This window comes from Devosia sp. (assembly GCF_025809055.1).
In the GTDB taxonomy this organism is placed as follows: Bacteria; Pseudomonadota; Alphaproteobacteria; order Rhizobiales; family Devosiaceae; genus Devosia.
This window is the reverse complement of sequence record NZ_CP075529.1, coordinates 1,933,625-1,951,944: the sequence shown is the minus strand read 5'-3', so window position 1 is coordinate 1,951,944 and position 18,320 is coordinate 1,933,625. Positions and strand designations below refer to the sequence as shown.

The 18,320-nt window shown below is 62.6% G+C and carries 18 protein-coding genes; 5 read left to right on the top strand and 13 right to left on the bottom strand.

Features of this window, described 5'->3' with window-relative positions:
* Window positions 1-21: 21 nt before the first annotated feature.
* The 5 genes from denD to KIT02_RS09465 all read right to left on the bottom strand — a co-directional run bounded on the left by denD (window position 22) and on the right by KIT02_RS09465 (window position 6,248).
* On the bottom strand, window positions 22-1,005 hold the full coding sequence (gene denD / locus KIT02_RS09485; RefSeq protein ID WP_297577236.1) for a D-erythronate dehydrogenase: 984 nt from the start codon (window positions 1,003-1,005) through the stop codon (window positions 22-24).
* Window positions 1,006-1,108: 103 nt separating this feature from the next.
* Window positions 1,109-1,864 carry a hypothetical protein gene (locus tag KIT02_RS09480; protein ID WP_297577234.1) on the bottom strand — a complete coding sequence of 252 codons (756 nt, stop codon included), beginning with the start codon at window positions 1,862-1,864 and terminating at the stop codon, window positions 1,109-1,111.
* Between the two features lie 144 nt (window positions 1,865-2,008).
* On the bottom strand, window positions 2,009-3,352 hold the full coding sequence (glmM, locus tag KIT02_RS09475; RefSeq protein ID WP_297577232.1) for a phosphoglucosamine mutase: 1,344 nt from the start codon (window positions 3,350-3,352) through the stop codon (window positions 2,009-2,011).
* A gap of 110 nt (window positions 3,353-3,462) precedes the next feature.
* On the bottom strand, window positions 3,463-5,394 hold the full coding sequence (gene ftsH, locus KIT02_RS09470; RefSeq protein ID WP_297577230.1) for an ATP-dependent zinc metalloprotease FtsH: 1,932 nt from the start codon (window positions 5,392-5,394) through the stop codon (window positions 3,463-3,465).
* 566 nt (window positions 5,395-5,960) lie between these two features.
* Complete coding sequence (locus tag KIT02_RS09465; protein WP_297577228.1) at window positions 5,961-6,248, bottom strand: GIY-YIG nuclease family protein; 288 nt, start codon at window positions 6,246-6,248, stop codon at window positions 5,961-5,963.
* A 229-nt stretch (window positions 6,249-6,477) separates the two neighbouring features.
* Here KIT02_RS09465 and KIT02_RS09460 point away from each other — a divergent pair, with 229 nt between their 5' ends.
* On the top strand, window positions 6,478-7,182 hold the full coding sequence (locus tag KIT02_RS09460) for a hypothetical protein (RefSeq protein WP_297577226.1): 705 nt from the start codon (window positions 6,478-6,480) through the stop codon (window positions 7,180-7,182).
* A 106-nt stretch (window positions 7,183-7,288) separates the two neighbouring features.
* Here KIT02_RS09460 and rpoH read toward each other — a convergent pair whose 3' ends face one another.
* Entirely contained in the window at window positions 7,289-8,155 is an 867-nt protein-coding gene (rpoH, locus tag KIT02_RS09455; RefSeq protein WP_297577224.1) for an RNA polymerase sigma factor RpoH, read from the bottom strand.
* 234 nt (window positions 8,156-8,389) lie between these two features.
* Entirely contained in the window at window positions 8,390-9,418 is a 1,029-nt protein-coding gene (locus KIT02_RS09450) for an RluA family pseudouridine synthase (RefSeq protein ID WP_297577222.1), read from the bottom strand.
* Between KIT02_RS09450 and KIT02_RS09445 the strand changes: the two genes are divergently transcribed.
* Window positions 9,417-9,764, top strand: coding sequence for a DUF6476 family protein (locus KIT02_RS09445; protein WP_297577220.1), 348 nt, complete (start codon window positions 9,417-9,419; stop codon window positions 9,762-9,764). The genes KIT02_RS09450 and KIT02_RS09445 overlap by 2 nt on opposite strands.
* A gap of 15 nt (window positions 9,765-9,779) precedes the next feature.
* Here KIT02_RS09445 and KIT02_RS09440 read toward each other — a convergent pair whose 3' ends face one another.
* Complete coding sequence (locus KIT02_RS09440) at window positions 9,780-10,943, bottom strand: hypothetical protein (protein WP_297577217.1); 1,164 nt, start codon at window positions 10,941-10,943, stop codon at window positions 9,780-9,782.
* Window positions 10,944-11,131: 188 nt separating this feature from the next.
* Window positions 11,132-11,701, bottom strand: coding sequence for a DUF1134 domain-containing protein (locus KIT02_RS09435; RefSeq protein WP_297577215.1), 570 nt, complete (start codon window positions 11,699-11,701; stop codon window positions 11,132-11,134).
* A gap of 118 nt (window positions 11,702-11,819) precedes the next feature.
* Here KIT02_RS09435 and KIT02_RS09430 point away from each other — a divergent pair, with 118 nt between their 5' ends.
* The 3 genes from KIT02_RS09430 (at window position 11,820) to KIT02_RS09420 (ending at window position 13,481) form a co-directional block, all read left to right on the top strand.
* Window positions 11,820-12,287 (top strand): YHS domain-containing (seleno)protein, encoded by a 468-nt coding sequence (locus KIT02_RS09430; protein ID WP_297577213.1) that lies wholly within the window; start codon window positions 11,820-11,822, stop codon window positions 12,285-12,287.
* 66 nt (window positions 12,288-12,353) lie between these two features.
* Window positions 12,354-13,034 (top strand): histidine phosphotransferase ChpT, encoded by a 681-nt coding sequence (gene chpT / locus KIT02_RS09425; RefSeq protein WP_297577211.1) that lies wholly within the window; start codon window positions 12,354-12,356, stop codon window positions 13,032-13,034.
* 75 nt (window positions 13,035-13,109) lie between these two features.
* Window positions 13,110-13,481, top strand: coding sequence for a response regulator (locus tag KIT02_RS09420; protein ID WP_297577209.1), 372 nt, complete (start codon window positions 13,110-13,112; stop codon window positions 13,479-13,481).
* Window positions 13,482-13,685: 204 nt separating this feature from the next.
* Here KIT02_RS09420 and KIT02_RS09415 read toward each other — a convergent pair whose 3' ends face one another.
* From KIT02_RS09415 to ctrA, 4 genes are all read right to left on the bottom strand, one after another.
* Window positions 13,686-14,963: an RNA polymerase sigma factor gene (locus tag KIT02_RS09415; protein ID WP_297577207.1), complete on the bottom strand. Its 1,278-nt coding sequence runs from the start codon at window positions 14,961-14,963 to the stop codon at window positions 13,686-13,688.
* 109 nt (window positions 14,964-15,072) lie between these two features.
* A complete protein-coding gene (locus KIT02_RS09410) occupies window positions 15,073-15,936 on the bottom strand; it encodes an alpha/beta hydrolase (RefSeq protein WP_297577205.1) in 864 nt (287 codons plus the stop codon).
* Between the two features lie 133 nt (window positions 15,937-16,069).
* The gene (locus tag KIT02_RS09405; protein WP_297577203.1) at window positions 16,070-17,227 is read right to left on the bottom strand and encodes a hypothetical protein; all 1,158 of its coding nucleotides are present in this window, start codon (window positions 17,225-17,227) and stop codon (window positions 16,070-16,072) included.
* A 132-nt stretch (window positions 17,228-17,359) separates the two neighbouring features.
* Window positions 17,360-18,067 (bottom strand): response regulator transcription factor CtrA, encoded by a 708-nt coding sequence (gene ctrA, locus KIT02_RS09400; protein ID WP_297577201.1) that lies wholly within the window; start codon window positions 18,065-18,067, stop codon window positions 17,360-17,362.
* Window positions 18,068-18,320: the final 253 nt, after the last annotated feature.

Below are 18,320 nucleotides of genomic sequence, written 5' to 3'. Positions count from 1 at the left end.
AGGGCGCAAAGAGCTATCCGGTCAGCTGACCTGTCCGTCCGTCTCGTCCTCGATATGGGCGCGGACGATGTCGTCGAAACTGGCCTCGGCCTCAAAGCCTAGGGCGGTGGCACGCCGGGCGTCGAAATTCTGCGGCCAGCCGGCGACGATGCGGATGATGGTTTCGTCTGGTACCCGACGAATGCGCGCCACCGCTGCCGGACCGGCGAGCCGCCCCAGGGCTGCGACCTCCTCGGCCACGGTGGCCGAAAGGCCCGGCATGGTCAGGTTGCGCCGCTGGCCAAGAGCGGAGGTCTCCAGGGTGGCGGCATGAAGGAGAAACCGCACGGCGGCGCGCGGGCTGGCAAACCAGTGCCGCACGTCGTCGCTGACCGGAAGAATGGCCTCGAGCCCGGCAAGGGGTTCGCGAATGATCGATGAGAAAAACCCCGATGCCGCCTTGTTGGGCTTGCCGGGACGCACCACGATTGTCGGCAGGCGAATGCCGATACCGTCGAGGAAGCCGCGACGGGAGTAATCGGATAACAGCAGCTCGCAAATGGCTTTCTGCGTGCCGTAACTGGTGAGCGGGGTATGGACCTGATCGTCCGGGATCGCGGGCGGCAGGGGTTCGCCAAAGACGGCAATGGACGAGGTGAAGACCAGGCGTGGCCGATAGGGTTGGCGCATGCCCTCTGCCCGAATGGCTTCGAGCAGGGCCCGCGTCCCGTCGAGATTGATGGCATAGCCCTTGTCGAAATCGGCCTCCGCCTCACCGGAGACAATCGCGGCAAGGTGGAAAATCATGTCCGGGCGCCCGGCAATGAGCGTTGTCGCGGTGGTGGCCGCGGCCAGGTCGATGGCCAGGGTCTGGCAGGGGATCGCCGTCGCGGGCTGGGGTGGGGGCACGATGTCGGCCAGGGTCAGCCGGCTGATATTGGCGCCGCCAAGAGTGCCGGTCGCGATGAGCGCATCGGTCAGCTTGCGGCCCACCATGCCGGCGGCGCCGATGATCAGGATATGCATGTCTCCTCCACATGCCCAGATGACCATGCAGGCGCCAGCCTGTCCACAAACGAAATCGGCGCCCCGAGGGGCGCCGACCAAAGGACCCGATGGTCCGCCGCAATCAGTTGAAGCGGTAGCGCAGCGTGCCGCGCACTTCGTGAAGGAGATTGTGGTCCGACCAGACTGTGTCGGGATAGGCCGCGCCATTGCTGATCGAATTGATGTAAACGCCGCGATAGCCCAGATCGGCAACGACCGACCCGAAATCGTAGCCCACACCGGCCATGACCGCTGCGGCAGCGCTGGTATTGCCGCCGGACTGCACCGTGACCCCGGCAGGGGCGGACACATCGATATTGTTGAAGGCGACACCGGCGCCGGCGCCGACATAGCCGAAGGCACCGCCGGCCGCGCTGTAGCCATAGGAGCCGCCAAAGGCGAAATCATAATAGGCGTTGGCGAGAAAGAGGCCCGAACGCAGGGTGACCGTGTAGTCGCCGGCGCGGGGACCATAGGCAGCGCCCTTGGTGATGGTCAGGCCGCGATTGTAGAGAAAGTCCGCGGTCGCATCGACGCGCAGCCCGGTGCCGGTTTCATATCCGAAGCCGGCGCCAACGCTGTAGCCGTAACCGTAGCTCACGAAGGGGAAGGCCGTGGTGACGGCGGTGCCGCAGGGGGCACATTCGTGGGCGTAGCCTTCCTTGGACCAGAGCAGGTTACCGGCCGCGCTGCCGCGCAGGTAGAAGGCACCGGACACGCCATAATCGACATCGGGAATTTCGATGACCGGCGGGTAATAGGGAAGATCGGCGGCGATGACCGGCGCCGTAAACAGGGTAGCTGCTGCCGTCAGGATCGCAGCGATGAGCTTGCGCATGGGAACGTCCTCGAATGACCACGACATCTGTCGGTTTCGAGCACTATGACGCCTTAGTCTTAAAGCCGGCTTAACCCTAAGATTTAACCCTAACGAAGCCTTGCGGCGCTGTCGGCGGGCAGGGGATGCAGCCGGAACACTGCTTCAGGCGACTTCGAGGATAGCGGCTTCCACCTGGCCGACGACCTTGGCGACAAGGCCGGCATCGTCGGCTTCACCCATGACGCGGATGACCGGCTCGGTGCCGGAGGCGCGCACGACGAGGCGCCCGCCTTCGCCCAGCATGGCCTGCCCGTCGGCAATGGCCTGGATGACCTGCTTCTGTTCCAGCGGGCGGCCGGATTTGAAGCGGACATTGCGCAGCAATTGCGGGACCGGCGCGAAACGCGCGCAGATGTCGGAGATCGGCCGGTTCATCTGCTTGAGCACCGCAAGCAGTTGCAGCGCTGCGACAAGGCCGTCGCCCGTGGTGGTGAAGTCGGAGAGAATGATGTGGCCGGACTGTTCGCCGCCGACATTGAAGCCCTTGGAGCGCATGGCCTCGAGCACATAGCGGTCGCCGACCTGGGTGCGTTCGAGGGTCAGGCCGAGGCCGGTCAGGTAGCGCTCAAGGCCCAGATTGGACATGATGGTGGCGACGATACCGCCGCCCTGGAGCATTTCGCGCTCCATCCAGGACTGGGCGATGACGGCCATGAACTGGTCGCCGTCGACCACATTGCCTTTTTCGTCGACGATGATGACGCGGTCGGCATCGCCGTCGAGCGCAATCCCGATATCGGCGCGGACTTCCTTGACCTTGGCCGCCACGGCTTCGGGGGCGGTGGAGCCGACCTTGTAGTTGATATTGTAGCCATTGGGCTCGACACCGATGGCGATGACTTCGGCGCCCAGCTCCCACAGGGCCATGGGGGCAACCTTGTAGGCGGCGCCATTGGCGCAATCGAGCACGATCCTGAGGCCGGACAGGTCGATATTCCGGGGCAGGGTGCGCTTGGCGTATTCGATATAGCGGGTGCGGGCTTCCTCGTCGCGGTGGGCGCGGCCGATATTCATGCCATGGGCGAGGAGTTTGGTGGTGTCGGTCTCGATCAGGCGCTCGATTTCGGCTTCCAGTTGATCGGAGAGCTTGTAGCCGTCGGGGCGGAAGAATTTGATGCCGTTGTCGTCATAGGGATTGTGCGAAGCCGAAATCATGACGCCCAGATCAGCGCGCAGCGAGCGGGTCAGCATGGCGACGGCCGGGGTCGGCATGGGGCCGAGGAAATAGACATCCATGCCCACGGCGGTGAAGCCGGCGCCCAATGCGCTTTCGAGCATGTAGCCGGAGCGGCGGGTGTCCTTGCCGATGACCACCCGGTTGCGGTGATCGCCGCGGACGAACTTGGTGCCGGCGGCCATGCCGACCTTCATGGCGAGTTCGGGGGTGAGCTTGTCACCATTGGCCAGGCCGCGGATGCCGTCGGTGCCGAAATATTTCCTGGCCATGATTCTACCCCGTGTCAGTCCAGCGATGGCTAATACCACTTTCTGGCGGAATAGCGGAGATGGCCGCAAAGGAAAAGGGCCACCTTGCGGTGACCCTTAACAGTGCGGTGTCAGCTTTCCGGCTGCGGTTCCAGCCCGCCTTCGGGCGGAGAGTCGGGGCGCTTCTTGCTGGTCTTGCCGGCCGAGGGCACGCCCGTCGCCTTGGGGGCGGCCGGGCCGCTATCGTCGGGACGGGTGGGCTGCTTGCCATCCATGAGGGCGCGCAATTCGTCACCGGTAAGGGTTTCGAACTCGAGCAGAGCCTGGGCAATGGCTTCCCACTGGTCGTTATAGGTGGTGAGAATTTCGCGGGCCGAGGCTTCGCCATCCTCGATCAGTTTGCGCACTTCCTGGTCGATCAGCTTGGCCGTGTCGTCCGACATGTGCTGGCTCTGCGTGACCGAATGGCCCAGGAACACTTCCTGGTCATTGGACTTGTAGCGGACGCGGCCGAGCTTTTCGCTCATGCCCCATTCCATGACCATGGAGCGGGCGAGGCCCGTCGCCATCTGGATATCGCCCGAGGCGCCCGAGGTGACCTTGGCCGGACCGAACTTGATGATCTCGGCCTCACGGCCACCGAACAGCATGGTGAGACGGGCCAGCGCCTTTTCGCGGGAGAACGAATAGCTGTCGTTCTCGGGCAGGGTCATGACCATGCCCAGGGCGCGGCCGCGCGGAATGATGGTGGCCTTGTGGATCGGATCGATGCCGGCAACCTTGAGCGCGATGATGGCGTGACCGGCCTCGTGATAGGCGGTCAGCTTCTTCTCGTCATCGGTCATGGCCATGGTGCGGCGCTCGGCGCCCATCATGATCTTGTCCTTGGCGTCTTCGAATTCCTGATGGGTGACGAAGCGCTTGTTCTTGCGCGCCGCCATCAGGGCCGCCTCGTTGACGAGGTTCATCAGGTCCGCGCCGGAGAAACCGGGCGTACCACGGGCCAGAACCTTGAGGTCGACGTCGGGCGCCAGCGGCACCTTGCGGACATGAACCTTCAGGACCTTCTCGCGGCCCGAGACATCGGGGTTGGGCACAACGACCTGGCGGTCGAAACGGCCCGGACGCAGCAGGGCCGGGTCGAGAACGTCGGGACGGTTGGTGGCGGCGATCAGGATGATGCCTTCATTGGCTTCAAAGCCGTCCATCTCGACGAGGAGCTGGTTGAGGGTCTGTTCGCGTTCGTCGTTACCGCCGCCGAGCCCGGCGCCACGCTGGCGGCCGACGGCGTCGATTTCGTCGATGAAGATGATGCAGGGCGCATTCTTCTTGGCCTGTTCGAACATGTCGCGGACGCGCGAAGCACCCACGCCGACGAACATTTCAACGAAGTCGGAACCGGAAATGGTGAAGAAGGGTACATTGGCCTCGCCGGCGACCGAGCGGGCCAGCAGGGTCTTACCGGTACCCGGAGGGCCGACCAGCAGCACGCCGCGCGGAATACGACCGCCCAGGCGCTGGAACTTGCCCGGATCGCGCAGGAACTCGACGATTTCCTCAAGATCCTGCTTGGCCTCGTCGACGCCAGCGACGTCCTCGAAGGTCACCTTGCCCTGGGTTTCGGTCAACAGCTTGGCGCGCGACTTGCCAAAGCCCATGGCGCCGCCACGGCCACCGCCCTGCATCTGGCGGATGAAGAAGAACCAGACGCCGATGATGACGAGGAAGGGCAGCCAGGAGGACAAAAGGATCGACCAGAACGGGCTCGATTCGGGTTCGCGCGCGGTGATGCTGACATCACGGTCTTCGAGCTTGGTCACCACATCGGCGCCATCGGGCACGATGGTTTCAAAGCGGGTTCCGTCGCTGAGCTGTCCGGAAACCACGTTATTGGTGATGACGACGCTGGTCACGCGGCCCGCATCGATATCGGAGACGAACTGGCTGTAGCTCTTTTCGGCGACGGAAATGGAGCGCGTCGACGACTGGAAGACCTGGAACAGGCCCATCAGCATGAAGAGAATGACCAGCCAGATGGCAAAGTTGCGGAAGTTTCCGTTCATCAATCCTGTCCCGGAGAGGCCGGCGCACGGGGCGCGCCAGTATTGGGGCGAATGTAAGTCCCTCATTGGGGCGTTACAAGGGCAAGACCTCGGTGTTTCCGGCCTTTGCGTCCAGTCATATTGTCGCGACGGGTTAATACGTCCTCACGGCCAGATGAATGCATGGCCTAGCGCCGGACCGCGTTTCCGCCCCCGGATCTGAGTATGGACGTATTCCGAGGCGCGTGCGTCTCAGCAAAATGACTATGGAGACGTCGCCGCCTCGGAATACCGGGTTTTTCGAGCCTGTCGCGGCGCCTTTTGATCGCTCGTCGCAAGGGACCGATAGGCAAGCGAGCCCTGGAGCGACCCAGTCTCACCGGCTCCTCCCGCAAAGTTCGCTGCAGTCCGCCCGCGCGGGAGTGATGCGGCAAGTATGGGGGCGGATTGAGGGGCGGGGATAAGATTTTTTTGACGGCGGGTTGTGGGTGGGCGGTTGTGGTCGGCGTGGTGATTCACTTACTCAGTCGAACTCCGGCCACCCGGCCACCACCGGCCGTCACCCTCGGGCTTGACCCGAGGGTTCTTCACTTTGTGATGTCGTCCCATAAATCACGCCAATCGGGATTGCTCTCCTCGATCAGCGCTTCCTTCCAGCTGCGATACCACCTCTTGAGCGAGGTCTCGCGCTGAATGGCCAGAGTGATCTCGCCGAACTGCTCGAAGTAGACGAGGCGTTTGATGTTGCGGGACTTGGTATATCCCGCCACCAGCCCCTCCCTGTGCTCGTAAATCCTGCGAACAAGGTCATTGGTCACGCCAATATAGGTGCGACCACGCCGCATATCGGCAAGAATGTAGACAAAAGCGCCCATCCCGCCATGTTGAAGTACAGAGCCCTCGGGTCAAGCCCGAGGGTGACGCGCGGTGGGTGTGGTGAGGAAGGGAGCAAGCCGACGGGCTGGAAGCGACCCCATTTCAGCCATTCGGGATAAGCTGATAGCCACCCGAAAGCTGCCGTCGTAGGGTTCCTGGGACAAGTGTAGTTCGGCGCAAAGATGGTACAGCTAGTGAAATCGCATAGAACTGGGAGTCGATGAAATCATGCAGGTCGATGAGACACTCGAAGCTTGGAGTGCAACATTGATGACGAGCATACCTGTTGGTGGATTAATTTCACGAAATTCTATCGTCTACAAATGGAAATCAACTTTTCGAGTATGGATGCTGCGTGAGGTGGTGGCCTGGCGCTTAGTGGACCTCCTGCAACAGTCCCAGGTCCTCTATCACGGTTCGCACATCCTAGGTGCTCGGATATTACTCCGGAGCGCGTTCGAGACGCTCGCCACTCTGATCTATCTCAACAAACAGATGCTGCGAGTGATCGAAGGGACGCTGGACTTCAACGCCTTCGGAGAGAAGACTTCCGTGCTGCTGCTAGGCGCCCGCAACAACCCCGATGCTCCAAAATCGATGAACATCGTGTCCGTGCTAGAGAAGTGCGACAACGAGTACCCAGGCCTTATGGCCGTATACGCGGACCTCTCCGAAAGCGCCCATCCGAGCTACGAGGGCTTTATGAGGGGTTATTCCAGGCTTGATCATGGAGAGTACGAGACACATTTCTCGAACAATTGGTCGGAACGCTACTCCGACGGTCATCTAAACAGAGTAGCCCTTTGCATGACCACGTTCGATCACGAGTACAATGAAGTCTGGCCGGATCGTATGACCAGGCTGGAAAAGTGGATCGAGGAGAATGATGAGGCACTCGAAAGCAGTCGCTTTGCGGGCGAAGAAAAGCGTTAGGTTGTCACCAGAAGCCGCCAGTCCGCTTCCCTACCCACCCCATCCCGGCCATAAAAAACGCCCCGGCTCATCACCGGGGCGTTTTTTTGTTCATCGGTTGAATTGCTCAGGCGCCGGCCTGCTCGCGCACGGCGTCCTGCACCTTTTCGAATGCGCGCACCTCGATCTGGCGGATTCGCTCGCGGCTGACCTCGTATTGCTGGGCCAGTTCTTCGAGCGTGGCGGGATTGTCCTGCAGGCGGCGGGCCTGGAAGATGGCGCGTTCGCGTTCGTTGAGCACGTCCATGGCTGAATTCAGCATGGTCATGCGCTCGTCGAACTCTTCGGTTTCGCCCAGGGTGGTTTCCTGATCGGGCGTGTCGTCGACCAGCCAATCCTGCCACTCGGACGAGCCTTCATCGGCCCGCATGGGGGAATTGAGCGAGGCGTCGCCCGAAAGGCGCGAATTCATCTGCACCACGTCAGCTTCGGTGACGTTGAGCGTGGTGGCGATCTGCTTGATCTGGTCGGGATGGAGCGAACCATCGTCCAGGGCGGCGATCTGGCCCTTCACCTTGCGCAGGTTGAAGAACAGACGCTTCTGGGCGGCGGTGGTGCCGATCTTGACCAGGCTCCAGGAGCGCAGGACATATTCCTGAATGGCGGCCCTGATCCACCACATGGCATAGGTGGCCAGGCGGAAGCCTTTTTCGGGCTCGAAGCGCTTGACTGCATGCATGAGGCCGACATTGCCTTCCGAGATGACCTCGGAAATGGGCAGGCCATAGCCGCGATAGCCCATGGCGATCTTGGCGACCAGGCGCAGGTGGCTGGTGATCAGCTTCTGCGCGGCGCCGGGATCGGCATGTTCCTTGTAGCGCTTGGCCAGCATGTATTCTTCATCCGGTTCCAGCATGGGGAACTTGCGGATTTCCTGAAGATAGCGGCTAAGGCCTCCCTCGGATGAGAGGACCGGAAGATTTGACTGGGCCATGGACGCACCCCCTTTCACACTCCCCCGCATGACGCGGGCGGACCGCCTGTCCCGTGTCCCTGAGGCACACAGGCAGATATCGGTAATATAGGTCGCACTGTGACCAATTTAAGAGGCAGAACCCGCGAAAACGTTACAAATCGGAAAGGGTCCGGCGATTGGTCGCTTCATTCATCGGTACAATACGATAAAAGGGCGAAAGGTTCAAACACGTCTCGGTGAGAACCTGCCATGCTATGGCGCGATGGCCCGGTCATAGGGATCGAGCGCGGCCTGCAGGGCCTGAAGATCCTCCGGCAGATCGGCTTCGAACAGCATTTCCTCGCCGGTGGCGGGATGCTCGAACCCCAGTTCGGCCGCGTGCAGGGCCTGGCGGCCGAGGCCTTTGACCATGCTCGCCAGCGCCTCGGGGAGCTTGTTGACCTTGGTGGCAAAGCCGGGCGCATAGAGAAGATCGGAGACCAGCGGGTGGCCGATATGGGCCATGTGCACGCGAATCTGGTGGGTACGGCCGGTTTCGAGCTGGCACTGGATGCGGGTGACATCCCAGCCCTGTGCCCCGTAGCGGGCCTCGACTGCATAGTGGGTGATGGCCTCGCGGCCCGATTTCAGCACCGCCTGTTTCAGCCGGTTGCCCGGGTCGCGGCCCAGAGGGGCGTCGATGGTGCCCATGCCGGACTGGGTGGCGCCCCAGGCAAAGGCGATATAGGCGCGATGCAGGGGGCCGGTGCGGCCATGATCGGCAAATTGCTCGGACAGGTGCTTGTGCGCCTTTTCGGTCTTGGCGGCGACCATGACGCCGGACGTGTCCTTGTCCAGCCGATGCACGATACCCGGGCGCTTGACGCCGCCAATGCCCTTGAGACTGTCGCCACAGTGGAAGATCAGCGCATTGACCAGCGTGCCGGAGGGCGAGCCGGGGGCGGGGTGGACCACCATGCCGACGGGCTTGTTGATGACGATCAGGTGCTCGTCCTCAAAGAGAATGTCGAGGGGGATGTCCTCGGGCTGCGGATCGGGATCCTCGGGGGGTGGGGCAACAAGGACGATTGTCTCGCCGGGCTTGAGCCGGTATTTGGGTTCGCTGACCGGGCGGCCGTCAATGGTGACGGCGCCCACCAGGATCAGGTCCTTGATGCGGCTGCGGCTGAGGGCGTCATGCGCCTTCGCCAGAACCGCGTCCAGCCGGCCGCCGGCCATGTCCGGGCCAACCACAAGCGCGACGGGCTCGCCCTCGACCTCAAAATCGGTGTCTTCTGCCATGAGCAATCCTGATCAAAACCAAAGCCAGGCCGACAGCAACGAGCTGACGCCCGAGGCTCTGGCCATGCTTGGAAAGGCCCGCCGGTCGTTCGCGATCTCGATGGGCATCCTGTTGCTGGGCTTTATGGCGATCGGTTTCGCCCTTGTCTATCGCGTCATGCGCGACAGCCCGCCGCCGGCCATTGCCGAAGTGGTGAGCATCCCCGCCGGAAGCGAGGTGATCTCGGCCCTGACCAGCGATGGAACGGTGCAGGTGACCTATCGGGCCGGAGATGCGGTGATGCTGTCGGTATTCGACGCCGGCAGCGGGCAATTGCAGCGCACGGTACGGATCGCGGCCGAATAGCAGCTTGCTCCTGGGTCAGTGCCCCTGGATTTCGCGCAGTGCCGACAGGCGCTCGGAGACCGTGCCGCGCTGGTTCTGCTCGGTGGTGGGCAGCATGTCGACGGTTTCCCCGTCATCGGCAAAGCGCTGGATGCGGTCGAACAGGCTTTCCTCGGGGGCGGCGCTGGTGTCGTGGTCCACGGCATAGACCAAGCGGCTGACGCTGGCGGCGATGTCGTTGAGCCTTTCGCGCAGATGCGCATCTTCGAAGCGCTCTGATTCCCAATCGCTCATGATCGCCGCCTCGGCATTGGCGACCTTGCCACGCAGGGCTTCGAGTTCTTCTTCCATGCTCAGCTTGTCGGCCAGGAGCTGCTCGACCTGGCCTTCGCTTTCATTGACCGCATGGGTGGCTTCGGCCAGGAGGGCGTTGAGGCGGTTTTCGGCGCTGGCAATGCGGGCCTCGGCCGCCACCAATTGCTCGGCATCGGCTTCGCGCTGGGCGTCGCGGCCGGCCAGGGCATCGCGCATCTGGGCGATGGCGGCAGTGGCGTCCTTGCTGCGACGGTCGGAATTTTCCAGACGCGAAATGAGGTTTGTCGCCTGTTCGTGGAGGAATGACGCGCGCTTGCGCTCGATGGCGAGGGCCGTCGTCAGCCGGTCGACATCGTCCTCGTAGTCGCCGCTGAGGGTCGCGCCATCGACCTCGGTCGCGCCGGGCAGGCCGCCGCGCAGCGAATTGCGCAGGGTTTCGATTTCGGAATTGCGGGTTTCCACATCGCGGTCGCGCATGCGCAGGCGCTGGGACAGATCGGCGCCGTCCTTTTCCAATTGCAGCAGGCGTTCGCGCAGTTCGGCCTCGCGCGCTTCCAGCTCCGCGACCACGGCGTTGTGCTTTTCGCGCTCGGCCCGCAGGGCGCCCATGTCGGCACGCTTCTGGCTGGCTTCGCCGACCTGCTGGGCCAGGCGCTTGCGCAGCGCCTCGACATTCATCTCGAGACGCCGGGTGGAGAGGGCAAATTCGGCGCGCAGCTGATCCTTGTCGGCGCGGAATTCGGCCATGGTGATGGGGGTCGCGGCTTCGATGCGGCGCTTGGTCAGGCGCACGGCGCGGCGCCAGACAGCCGGCATGATCACGAGCGCAGCCAATCCTGCGACCAGCAGGCCCAGCGCGAAATACATGATGTTCTCGATCAGCATCGAGCCAGTCTCCGACGAAGCCAGGCAGCAAACCCCGAAGCGGGGCCCTCATGCACTATCTGGCAGCAAAGGCCGGCGGAAACCACCTTCGCCATTCGTTAACCCTAACGGGTTTGCGTGGCGCCGTCACGACAAAGCCGGGGTTCAGCACCCCGGCTTTTCATCACAATTGCACCAGCAGGGGTGCTTCAGAAAGGGTTCCAGGTGGGCTGATTGGTGAAGTTGAGGTAGCCGACATTGATGCCCAGCCGCGCGCCGACGCCGGAGCGGATGGGAATGATCACCACATCGCGGCGCTTGGTCACGGTCATGCCGAAGCCGCCCAGCACATAGGCGGAGCCATCGACACCCGGATAGCGGCCCAGGACGTCCTGGATGGTCTGAAGGTTATAGACCAGCATCATGACCTTGGAGCCATCGCCGCCGACGTCGAAGCCGATGCTGGGGCCCTGCCAGTAAAGGGCATATTGGCCGGCATTGCGGGTATAGAGCGTGCCCTCGCCATATTTGGCGCCGACGATCAGGGCGCCGCCGGCTTCCTCGCCCAGCACATAGCCATTGGGCAGGCCGAACTGGCTGATGGCGCGTTCGACGACCGAGGCCAGGCCCTGGGCGGCGGAGCCGAAGAATTCGCGCCCGCTCTCCACCAGTTCCTCGCCCGAATAGGTGTCGCTGAGCGAGCCCTGGGCAAAGGCCGGGCCGGCCAAGAGCAGCGGCAAAAGAATAAGCAGTCTGGCTAGGACCTTGAACATGGACATCTCCCTTGGCTTGCGCCGCCCGCTTATGAAGACCTTAAGGTCTTGTGGTCACAGTGAGGCCGGCACCTGGCCGATCAGTGGCTCAATAATGAAGCAAACCTCTAAACAAATCTTAACCATGATCGCCCTGATCCTGCCGCTGTTTGGCCTTGCAGCGGCCACTATTACTCCGGCGCGCGGGCAGTCGATCGTCGACTATATCCTGACCGATCCGCTGACGGGCCTCGCCATTGGCGGCATGGACCCGGTTTCATATTTTACCGAAGCGGCGCCGCTGCCGGGCAAGCCCGAATATGAATGGACCTGGCAGGGGGCACCCTGGCTCTTTGCCACCGAAGCCAACCGGGATGTGTTCAAGGCGCATCCGGAAATCTACTCGCCGCAATATGGCGGGCACGGCGCCATGGGCATGTCGCGGGGCTTTGTCTCGGATGCCGATCCCCTGATTTTTGTGCTGCACAAGCAGCGTCTCTTCTTCTTCTATTCAGCCTCCAACCGCGAGGCGTTCATGCTGGCGCCGGACGCCGCCGCCAGCCGCGGCATTGCCAATTGGGAGCGGCTGTCCAAATCGCTTTCGACCCGGTAGTGCTGGCCGCGCGGGCACTCTATTGTCACGCAAAGTGATTCCCGCGCGTCCACGGAGAGACAAGACATGGCCGACCTCATCGAGCTCAAGGCAACAGACCTCGCGGCAATGCTGTGTTCGCGCGTATGCCATGACCTCATCAATCCGATCGGGGCCATCGGCAACGGGCTGGAAGTGCTCTCGGACCCGGCGCAGACGGAAATGGCGGAAGGCGCGCGCGACCTGATCGCCAGTGCCGCAAAGCAGAGCCGCGCCAAGCTCGAATTTGCGCGCCTGGCCTATGGGGCTTCCTCGACGTCGGGAACCGATATCGATACGCGCGAATGCGAGCGCGTGGCCCGCATCCTGTTCGACATCGAAAAGGCCGATCTCGAATGGGAGGTTCCCCTCATCCTTCTGCCCAAGCACAAGGCCAAGCTGTTCATGAACATGCTTCTGATCGCTGCCGGCTCGGTGCCGCGCGGCGGCAAGGTCAAGGCTGTCATCAGTGGGCCTGCGGGCACCGAAAAGTTCGAGTTCACCTCTTCGAGCGATCCGGAAAAGCGGCAGAAGACGCTTGTGCCCTCCGGCTCGGCGGGCCTGTTGTCGGGCACGCCGGATGAAGGGTTCGTCGATGCGCGCGGTATCCAGCCCTTCTATACCGGGCTTTTGGCGCGCATGACCGATATGGACCTCAATATCGGGCTCGAGAACGACATGTTCTTCTTCACCGCCACGCCGAAATCTTCGGACGCTGCAGCCGAATAGCGGCGATTACGCTAACTATTCGCCAACCAGTTACCCTGCATATTCGGGTCCGACCACATTCTGGCGGGGCCCGACATGCGAAGCTGTCTGATCGTTGACGATTCCAGCGTAGTGCGCAAAGTGGCCCGCCGTATCCTCGAAGACCTCGACTACAGTGTCGATGAGGCCGAGGACGGGCAGGAAGCCTATGACAAGTGCCGGCAGCAGATGCCGGACGCGATCTTCCTCGACTGGCAGATGCCGATCATGAGCGGGCTGGAATTTCTGAAACTCCTGCGCGCCTATGTCGGCGGCGAAAAGCCCCGGGTCATCTATTGCACGGTGGAGAACGACATCGGCGCGGTCGCCATGGCCCTCAAGGCCGGTGCCGACGACTATATGATGAAGCCGTTCGACCGCACCGTGCTCGAAGCCAAGTTCGACGTGCCCCAGGCCGCAGTCGCCTAGATATCTTCACGTTGGAAAAGACGGAACCCCTCCCTTCCCGACAGGGAGAAGAGCCTGCCCCAGACTTGATCCTGGGCGGCGCGACAGGCTGGTTGAAGGGTTCAGAATGGCGATGGCCCGGGGCTTTGACCCCTCACCCCAACCCTCTCCCCGGAGGGGCGAGGGGGCGATGGAGGCGATGGTTCAACTCACAGGTCAGACGGTCTAGTTTCGATTGTCCGCGCGGGCCAATAGGAACGCCTTTTCGCGCTCATTGCGGGTGAGGTCCGCCGCCTTCCGGAACTCGGCGCTGGCTTCGTCCAGCCGGCCCAGTTTGTGCAGCAGGTCGCCGCGCACGCCATAGAGCAGGTGATAGTTCGCCAAGGCCGGTGCCTCGCGCAGGGCGTCGATCAGCGGCAGGGCCGCCGCAGGCCCATCCGCCATGGACACGGCCACGGCCCGGTTGAGCTCGATGATCGGCGAGGGTGTGATCTGGTTGAGGATGGTGTAGAGGCTGGCGATCTGGGCCCAGTTGGTGTCATCGGCAGTGCGGGCACGGGCATGGCAGGCGGCAATGGCGGCCTGCAGCGTATAGGGGCCCATGGCGCCGCCCTGCTGTTGCGCGCGGTTGAGGCCATCGAGCCCGCGGCGGATCATCAACTGATCCCACAGGGCCCGGTTCTGGTCGGGCAGGAGGACCGGATTGCCCTTGGCATCGGTGCGGGCCCGCACCCGGGAATGCTGCAATTCCATCAGCGCCAACAGGCCGTGCACCTCGGGCTCTTCGGCCATCAACCCGGCCAGCACGCGGCCCAGGCGCATGGCTTCCTCGCAGAGCTGCGGCCGCATCCAGTCCTGTCCGGCGGTGGCCGAATAGCCTTCATTGAAGATGAGGTAGAGAACCCCGAGCACCGAGGCCAGGCGCTCGTCGCGATCGGGCCCGCGCGGCACTTCGAAGGGCACACCAGCCTCGGCAATGGTGCGCTTGGCGCGCACGATGCGCTGGCCGATGGTGGTGTCATTGGCCAGAAATGCGCGGGCGATCTCTTCGGTGGTCAGCCCACCCAAAAGACGCAGCGTCAGCGCCACGCGCGACTCGGCGGGCAGGATAGGGTGGCAGGAGGTGAAGATCAGCCGCAGGAGATCGTCGCCGACATCATCGTCCAGGTGGTCATGGAGAGCGGACTCGGTATCAGCCACGTCCTCCTCCATGGTGCGGCCGATTTCCTCGAGCTTGCCGGATGCCATCTTGCGGTGACGGAAGTAGTCGATGGCCTTGCGCTTGCCGGCCTGCATGAGCCAGGCGCCGGGATTGCGCGGCACGCCGCTTTCCGGCCAGGCCCGGAGCGCGGCCATCAGGGCATCCTGGGCCAGTTCCTCGGCGAGGGAAATATCGCGCACCATACGGGTCAGCCCGGCAATGACCCGCGCCTGCTCGACCCGCCAGACGGCGTTGATGGCGCGATCGGTTTCGCGGCGGCTTTGCGTTGCTGCCTCGCCCATGGCCTGCACCCTCCCGATGACGGTCCGTGTCTATGACGGGCGAGAGCATGGGCGAGAACGCCTTCTGGTCAAGAGGGAAGCCGGGGAAAATGGTCCCCGGCATCATTTTTTACTGATCGAACATGCCCTTGGGTGTCTCGCCCTTGAGGAAGGGGTCAATGAAACCCATCAGGAGATCGGTCTGGTCGATGACCGCCGTATGCGAGGTCGCCGGAAGAATGGCGAGGCGTGAGGTCGAGAGCGGGTTGCCCATGTCGCCCGCCATGCCGCCGCCGAGCAGCTTGAACATGCTGACCAGATGTTCGAGCGTCATCATGTCGGCATCGCCGGCAATGATCAGCACCGGCACGTCAAGCTTGCCGACATCCTCGCCCCAGGCCAGCGGCTCGTGCTCAAGGGCGATCATGCGTTCGACGAATGGGCGGAACCCGTCCGGGTCGGGTGCGAACTGCTTCCAGGCATCCTCCATGGGCGAGCCGATGAACATTTCGGGCGCCATGGTCGGGATCATGGCCAGAAATTCGGGCTGCGCGCCCTCCATGTCGTAGGACACAGAGACAGCCACCAGCTGGTCGACCTTTTCGGGGTGGTCGATGGCCAGCCTGAGGCCGGTCGCGGCGCCCATGGAATAGCCCACGATATCGGCTTTCTCGATGCCGACGGCATCCATGAAGGCGGCAACGTCACCGGCCATGTTTGGATAGGTGATGGGGCGGTCGAGGTCATTGGTGCGGCCATGACCCTGTGTTTCGAGCGCGTAAACCTCGTGGGTCTCTGCCAGGCGCCCGATGATTGTACCCATGGTAGGGATGTTCATATAGGCGCCGTGCAGGACAATCAGAGGGTCGCCGCTGCCGGACTTCTCGTAATACATGCGCATGCCGTTGACATCGACATAGTCGCCGACGGGCTCGCCGAGCGCGGGAAGCGTGGTTGCCAGGATGGCGCTGGCGAGTATGAGGCTGCGGATCATGGTTGGTCTCCCTGTTCTGTCGCGATTGCGACTGTGACAGGGTGACGAGCGGGCCGCGGTGAATTCGACACCGGGGGCAGGGTGAAAAAAAGATCGCGGCGCCGAAGCGCCGCGATGTGAAGCAAGCCGGGGTCTATTGGGCGGGGTCAGCCTCTACCCGCTCGAAACGCAGGCCGGAGAGGGGGCAGGCCTCGGCCGCGCCGATGGTGAGACCGCCATCGTCTTCGTCCACGGGGCAGGTCATGGGGAATGTCGCATCGCCGAGGCGGCCAACGGCGTCGGACAGGACCAGGTTGCCGCCGGACAGCTCATAGGCACCGGTCACCGCGCGGTTGATACGGTCGCGCATTTCAAAGCTGCCATCGTCATTGAGCGTCAGGGAGAGGCCATTGGCCTGACCCTCGGCGGAGACGGCAAACTGCGTTCCTGCCGGTGCGGACGGCATGCCGGCACCGATTTCGGCCTCAACGGCTTCGAGTTCGCTTGAGCGCTGCGCCAGGGTACTTGTCAGTTCGGCCACCTGCGGCTGCAGCGTCGACAATTGCTGCTCGTAGCCGGCGACATCGCTTTCAAGCGTGGTGCGCCTGTCTTCGAGTTCGGTGACCTGGGCCTCAAGGGCCGCGACCTGCGCACCGGCTTCCTCGGTCTGAGCCGTGGTATCGGCCAATTGCTGCTGGGCGGTGGTGAGTTCACCCCGTGCGGACTGCAACTGGCTCTGTGCCTCGGCCAGGCTTGCGGTCGTGTTGGCGGCTTCCTCGATCAGTTGCGCCAGATTGGCGGTTGCTGTCTCCTCCTGGCGGCGGGCTTCTTCGAGGCGTCCGCCAACATCCTGCAATTGCCGGCCGGAGCTATCGATTTCCGATTGCAGGCTGGCCTGGCGCGAGGCCAGTTCTTCGGTGCGATCCTGGGCCTCGTCGACCTGCGCGGTGAGGGCCGTCGCCTCCTGCTGGCGCGTCGACAGAGCCTCGTTGATACCGTCGAGTTCCTGCTGGCGGGTTTCGAGCGCGGTGTTGATATCGGCAAGGGCGGCGGTGGCCGTTTCGCTCTCCTGCTGCGCGGCGTCGCGGGCGGCGGTCAACTCTTCGAGAGTGCCCTGGCTCGCCTCGCGCTCCTCGAGAAGCCGATTGGCCTCGGTCTGCTCGGCGGTCAATTGATTGATTTCGGCTCGCAGCCGGTCGCTTTCACCGGATGTGTTGATCCACATGGCGAGAAAGGCCAGCCAGCCGGCTACGGCCACGACCAGAATGGCGATGACAAGCGGTTCGCGAAGGCGTTGCGACATGTCCGACATGATTTCCCCCTTTTTGTTGCTCTGGGCGCAACGCGGGGGAACAGATGCAGTTCCGGGACACAGAGGACCGGCCGCAAACAAAAACCCCGCGCCTGGGCGCGGGGTTGATCCTATCGCATGGACCTTTTGGGGTCAGGCGACATTTTCATTGTAAACTTCGTTCTCGTCCGGCTCGCGCAGCACATAGCCGCGGCCCCAGACGGTCTCGATGTAGTTCTTGCCACCGGTGGCGACGGAAAGTTTCTTGCGGAGCTTGCAGATGAAGACGTCGATGATCTTCAGTTCCGGCTCGTCCATGCCACCATAGAGGTGGTTGAGGAACATTTCCTTGGTGAGGGTGGTGCCCTTGCGCAGCGAGAGCAGCTCCAGCATCTGGTATTCCTTGCCGGTCAGATGCACGCGCTGGCTCTGAACCTCGACGGTCTTGGTGTCGAGGTTGACCATGAGGTCGCCGGTCGAGATGACCGACTGGGCATGGCCCTTGGAGCGGCGGACGATGGCGTGGATGCGGGCCACGAGTTCGTCCTTGTGGAAGGGCTTGGTCATATAGTCGTCGGCACCGAAGCCGAGTCCGCGAACCTTGTCCTCGATACCGGCCAGGCCGGACAGGATCAGGATCGGGGTCTGAACCTTGGCCACCCGCAGAGTGCGCAGCACTTCGTAGCCGCTCATGTCTGGCAGGTTCAGATCGAGAAGGATGATGTCGTAGTCGTAGAGCTTACCGAGATCGACGCCTTCTTCACCCAGGTCGGTGGTATAGACGTTGAAACTTTCGGACTTCAGCATCAGTTCGATGCTCTGCGCCGTGGCGCTATCGTCCTCAATAAGGAGTACCCGCATTATATTCCCCTTGTCATTCGTTCCTGCTGGAACCTGCGGGAGGCAAGGCCAAATTGCCCGTCCCGCTCCAACCCTACTGGATATGACTGAAGCCTAAGCCCAACTAGTTAACAAAGTTTAATTCTGATCCGCAATACGCAAACGGCGGTAAGGTGAATTTAATTTAACTCGTTGAAAAACAAAGATAAATGATACAAAAATTTCTTAAGGTAGAACATTAAGAAAGCCTGACAAGCGACTCTCGGGACTCAAG

Excerpts from the sequence above, each read along its gene's own strand:
- KIT02_RS09435 (WP_297577215.1), bottom strand. The coding sequence starts at position 11,701 with ATGTCCATGTTCAAGGTCCTAGCCAGACTGCTTATTCTTTTGCCGCTG.
- ftsH (WP_297577230.1), bottom strand. The coding sequence starts at position 5,394 with ATGAACGGAAACTTCCGCAACTTTGCCATCTGGCTGGTCATTCTCTTC.
- glmM (WP_297577232.1), bottom strand. The coding sequence starts at position 3,352 with ATGGCCAGGAAATATTTCGGCACCGACGGCATCCGCGGCCTGGCCAAT.
- KIT02_RS09420 (WP_297577209.1), top strand. The coding sequence starts at position 13,110 with ATGCGAAGCTGTCTGATCGTTGACGATTCCAGCGTAGTGCGCAAAGTG.
- KIT02_RS09465 (WP_297577228.1), bottom strand. The coding sequence starts at position 6,248 with ATGGGCGCTTTTGTCTACATTCTTGCCGATATGCGGCGTGGTCGCACC.
- KIT02_RS09445 (WP_297577220.1), top strand. The coding sequence starts at position 9,417 with ATGAGCAATCCTGATCAAAACCAAAGCCAGGCCGACAGCAACGAGCTG.
- KIT02_RS09460 (WP_297577226.1), top strand. The coding sequence starts at position 6,478 with ATGCAGGTCGATGAGACACTCGAAGCTTGGAGTGCAACATTGATGACG.
- KIT02_RS09430 (WP_297577213.1), top strand. The coding sequence starts at position 11,820 with ATGATCGCCCTGATCCTGCCGCTGTTTGGCCTTGCAGCGGCCACTATT.
- rpoH (WP_297577224.1), bottom strand. The coding sequence starts at position 8,155 with ATGGCCCAGTCAAATCTTCCGGTCCTCTCATCCGAGGGAGGCCTTAGC.
- chpT (WP_297577211.1), top strand. The coding sequence starts at position 12,354 with ATGGCCGACCTCATCGAGCTCAAGGCAACAGACCTCGCGGCAATGCTG.
- KIT02_RS09480 (WP_297577234.1), bottom strand. The coding sequence starts at position 1,864 with ATGCGCAAGCTCATCGCTGCGATCCTGACGGCAGCAGCTACCCTGTTT.
- KIT02_RS09450 (WP_297577222.1), bottom strand. The coding sequence starts at position 9,418 with ATGGCAGAAGACACCGATTTTGAGGTCGAGGGCGAGCCCGTCGCGCTT.
- denD (WP_297577236.1), bottom strand. The coding sequence starts at position 1,005 with ATGCATATCCTGATCATCGGCGCCGCCGGCATGGTGGGCCGCAAGCTG.
- KIT02_RS09410 (WP_297577205.1), bottom strand. The coding sequence starts at position 15,936 with ATGATCCGCAGCCTCATACTCGCCAGCGCCATCCTGGCAACCACGCTT.
- ctrA (WP_297577201.1), bottom strand. The coding sequence starts at position 18,067 with ATGCGGGTACTCCTTATTGAGGACGATAGCGCCACGGCGCAGAGCATC.
- KIT02_RS09405 (WP_297577203.1), bottom strand. The coding sequence starts at position 17,227 with ATGTCGGACATGTCGCAACGCCTTCGCGAACCGCTTGTCATCGCCATT.
- KIT02_RS09440 (WP_297577217.1), bottom strand. The coding sequence starts at position 10,943 with ATGCTGATCGAGAACATCATGTATTTCGCGCTGGGCCTGCTGGTCGCA.
- KIT02_RS09415 (WP_297577207.1), bottom strand. The coding sequence starts at position 14,963 with ATGGGCGAGGCAGCAACGCAAAGCCGCCGCGAAACCGATCGCGCCATC.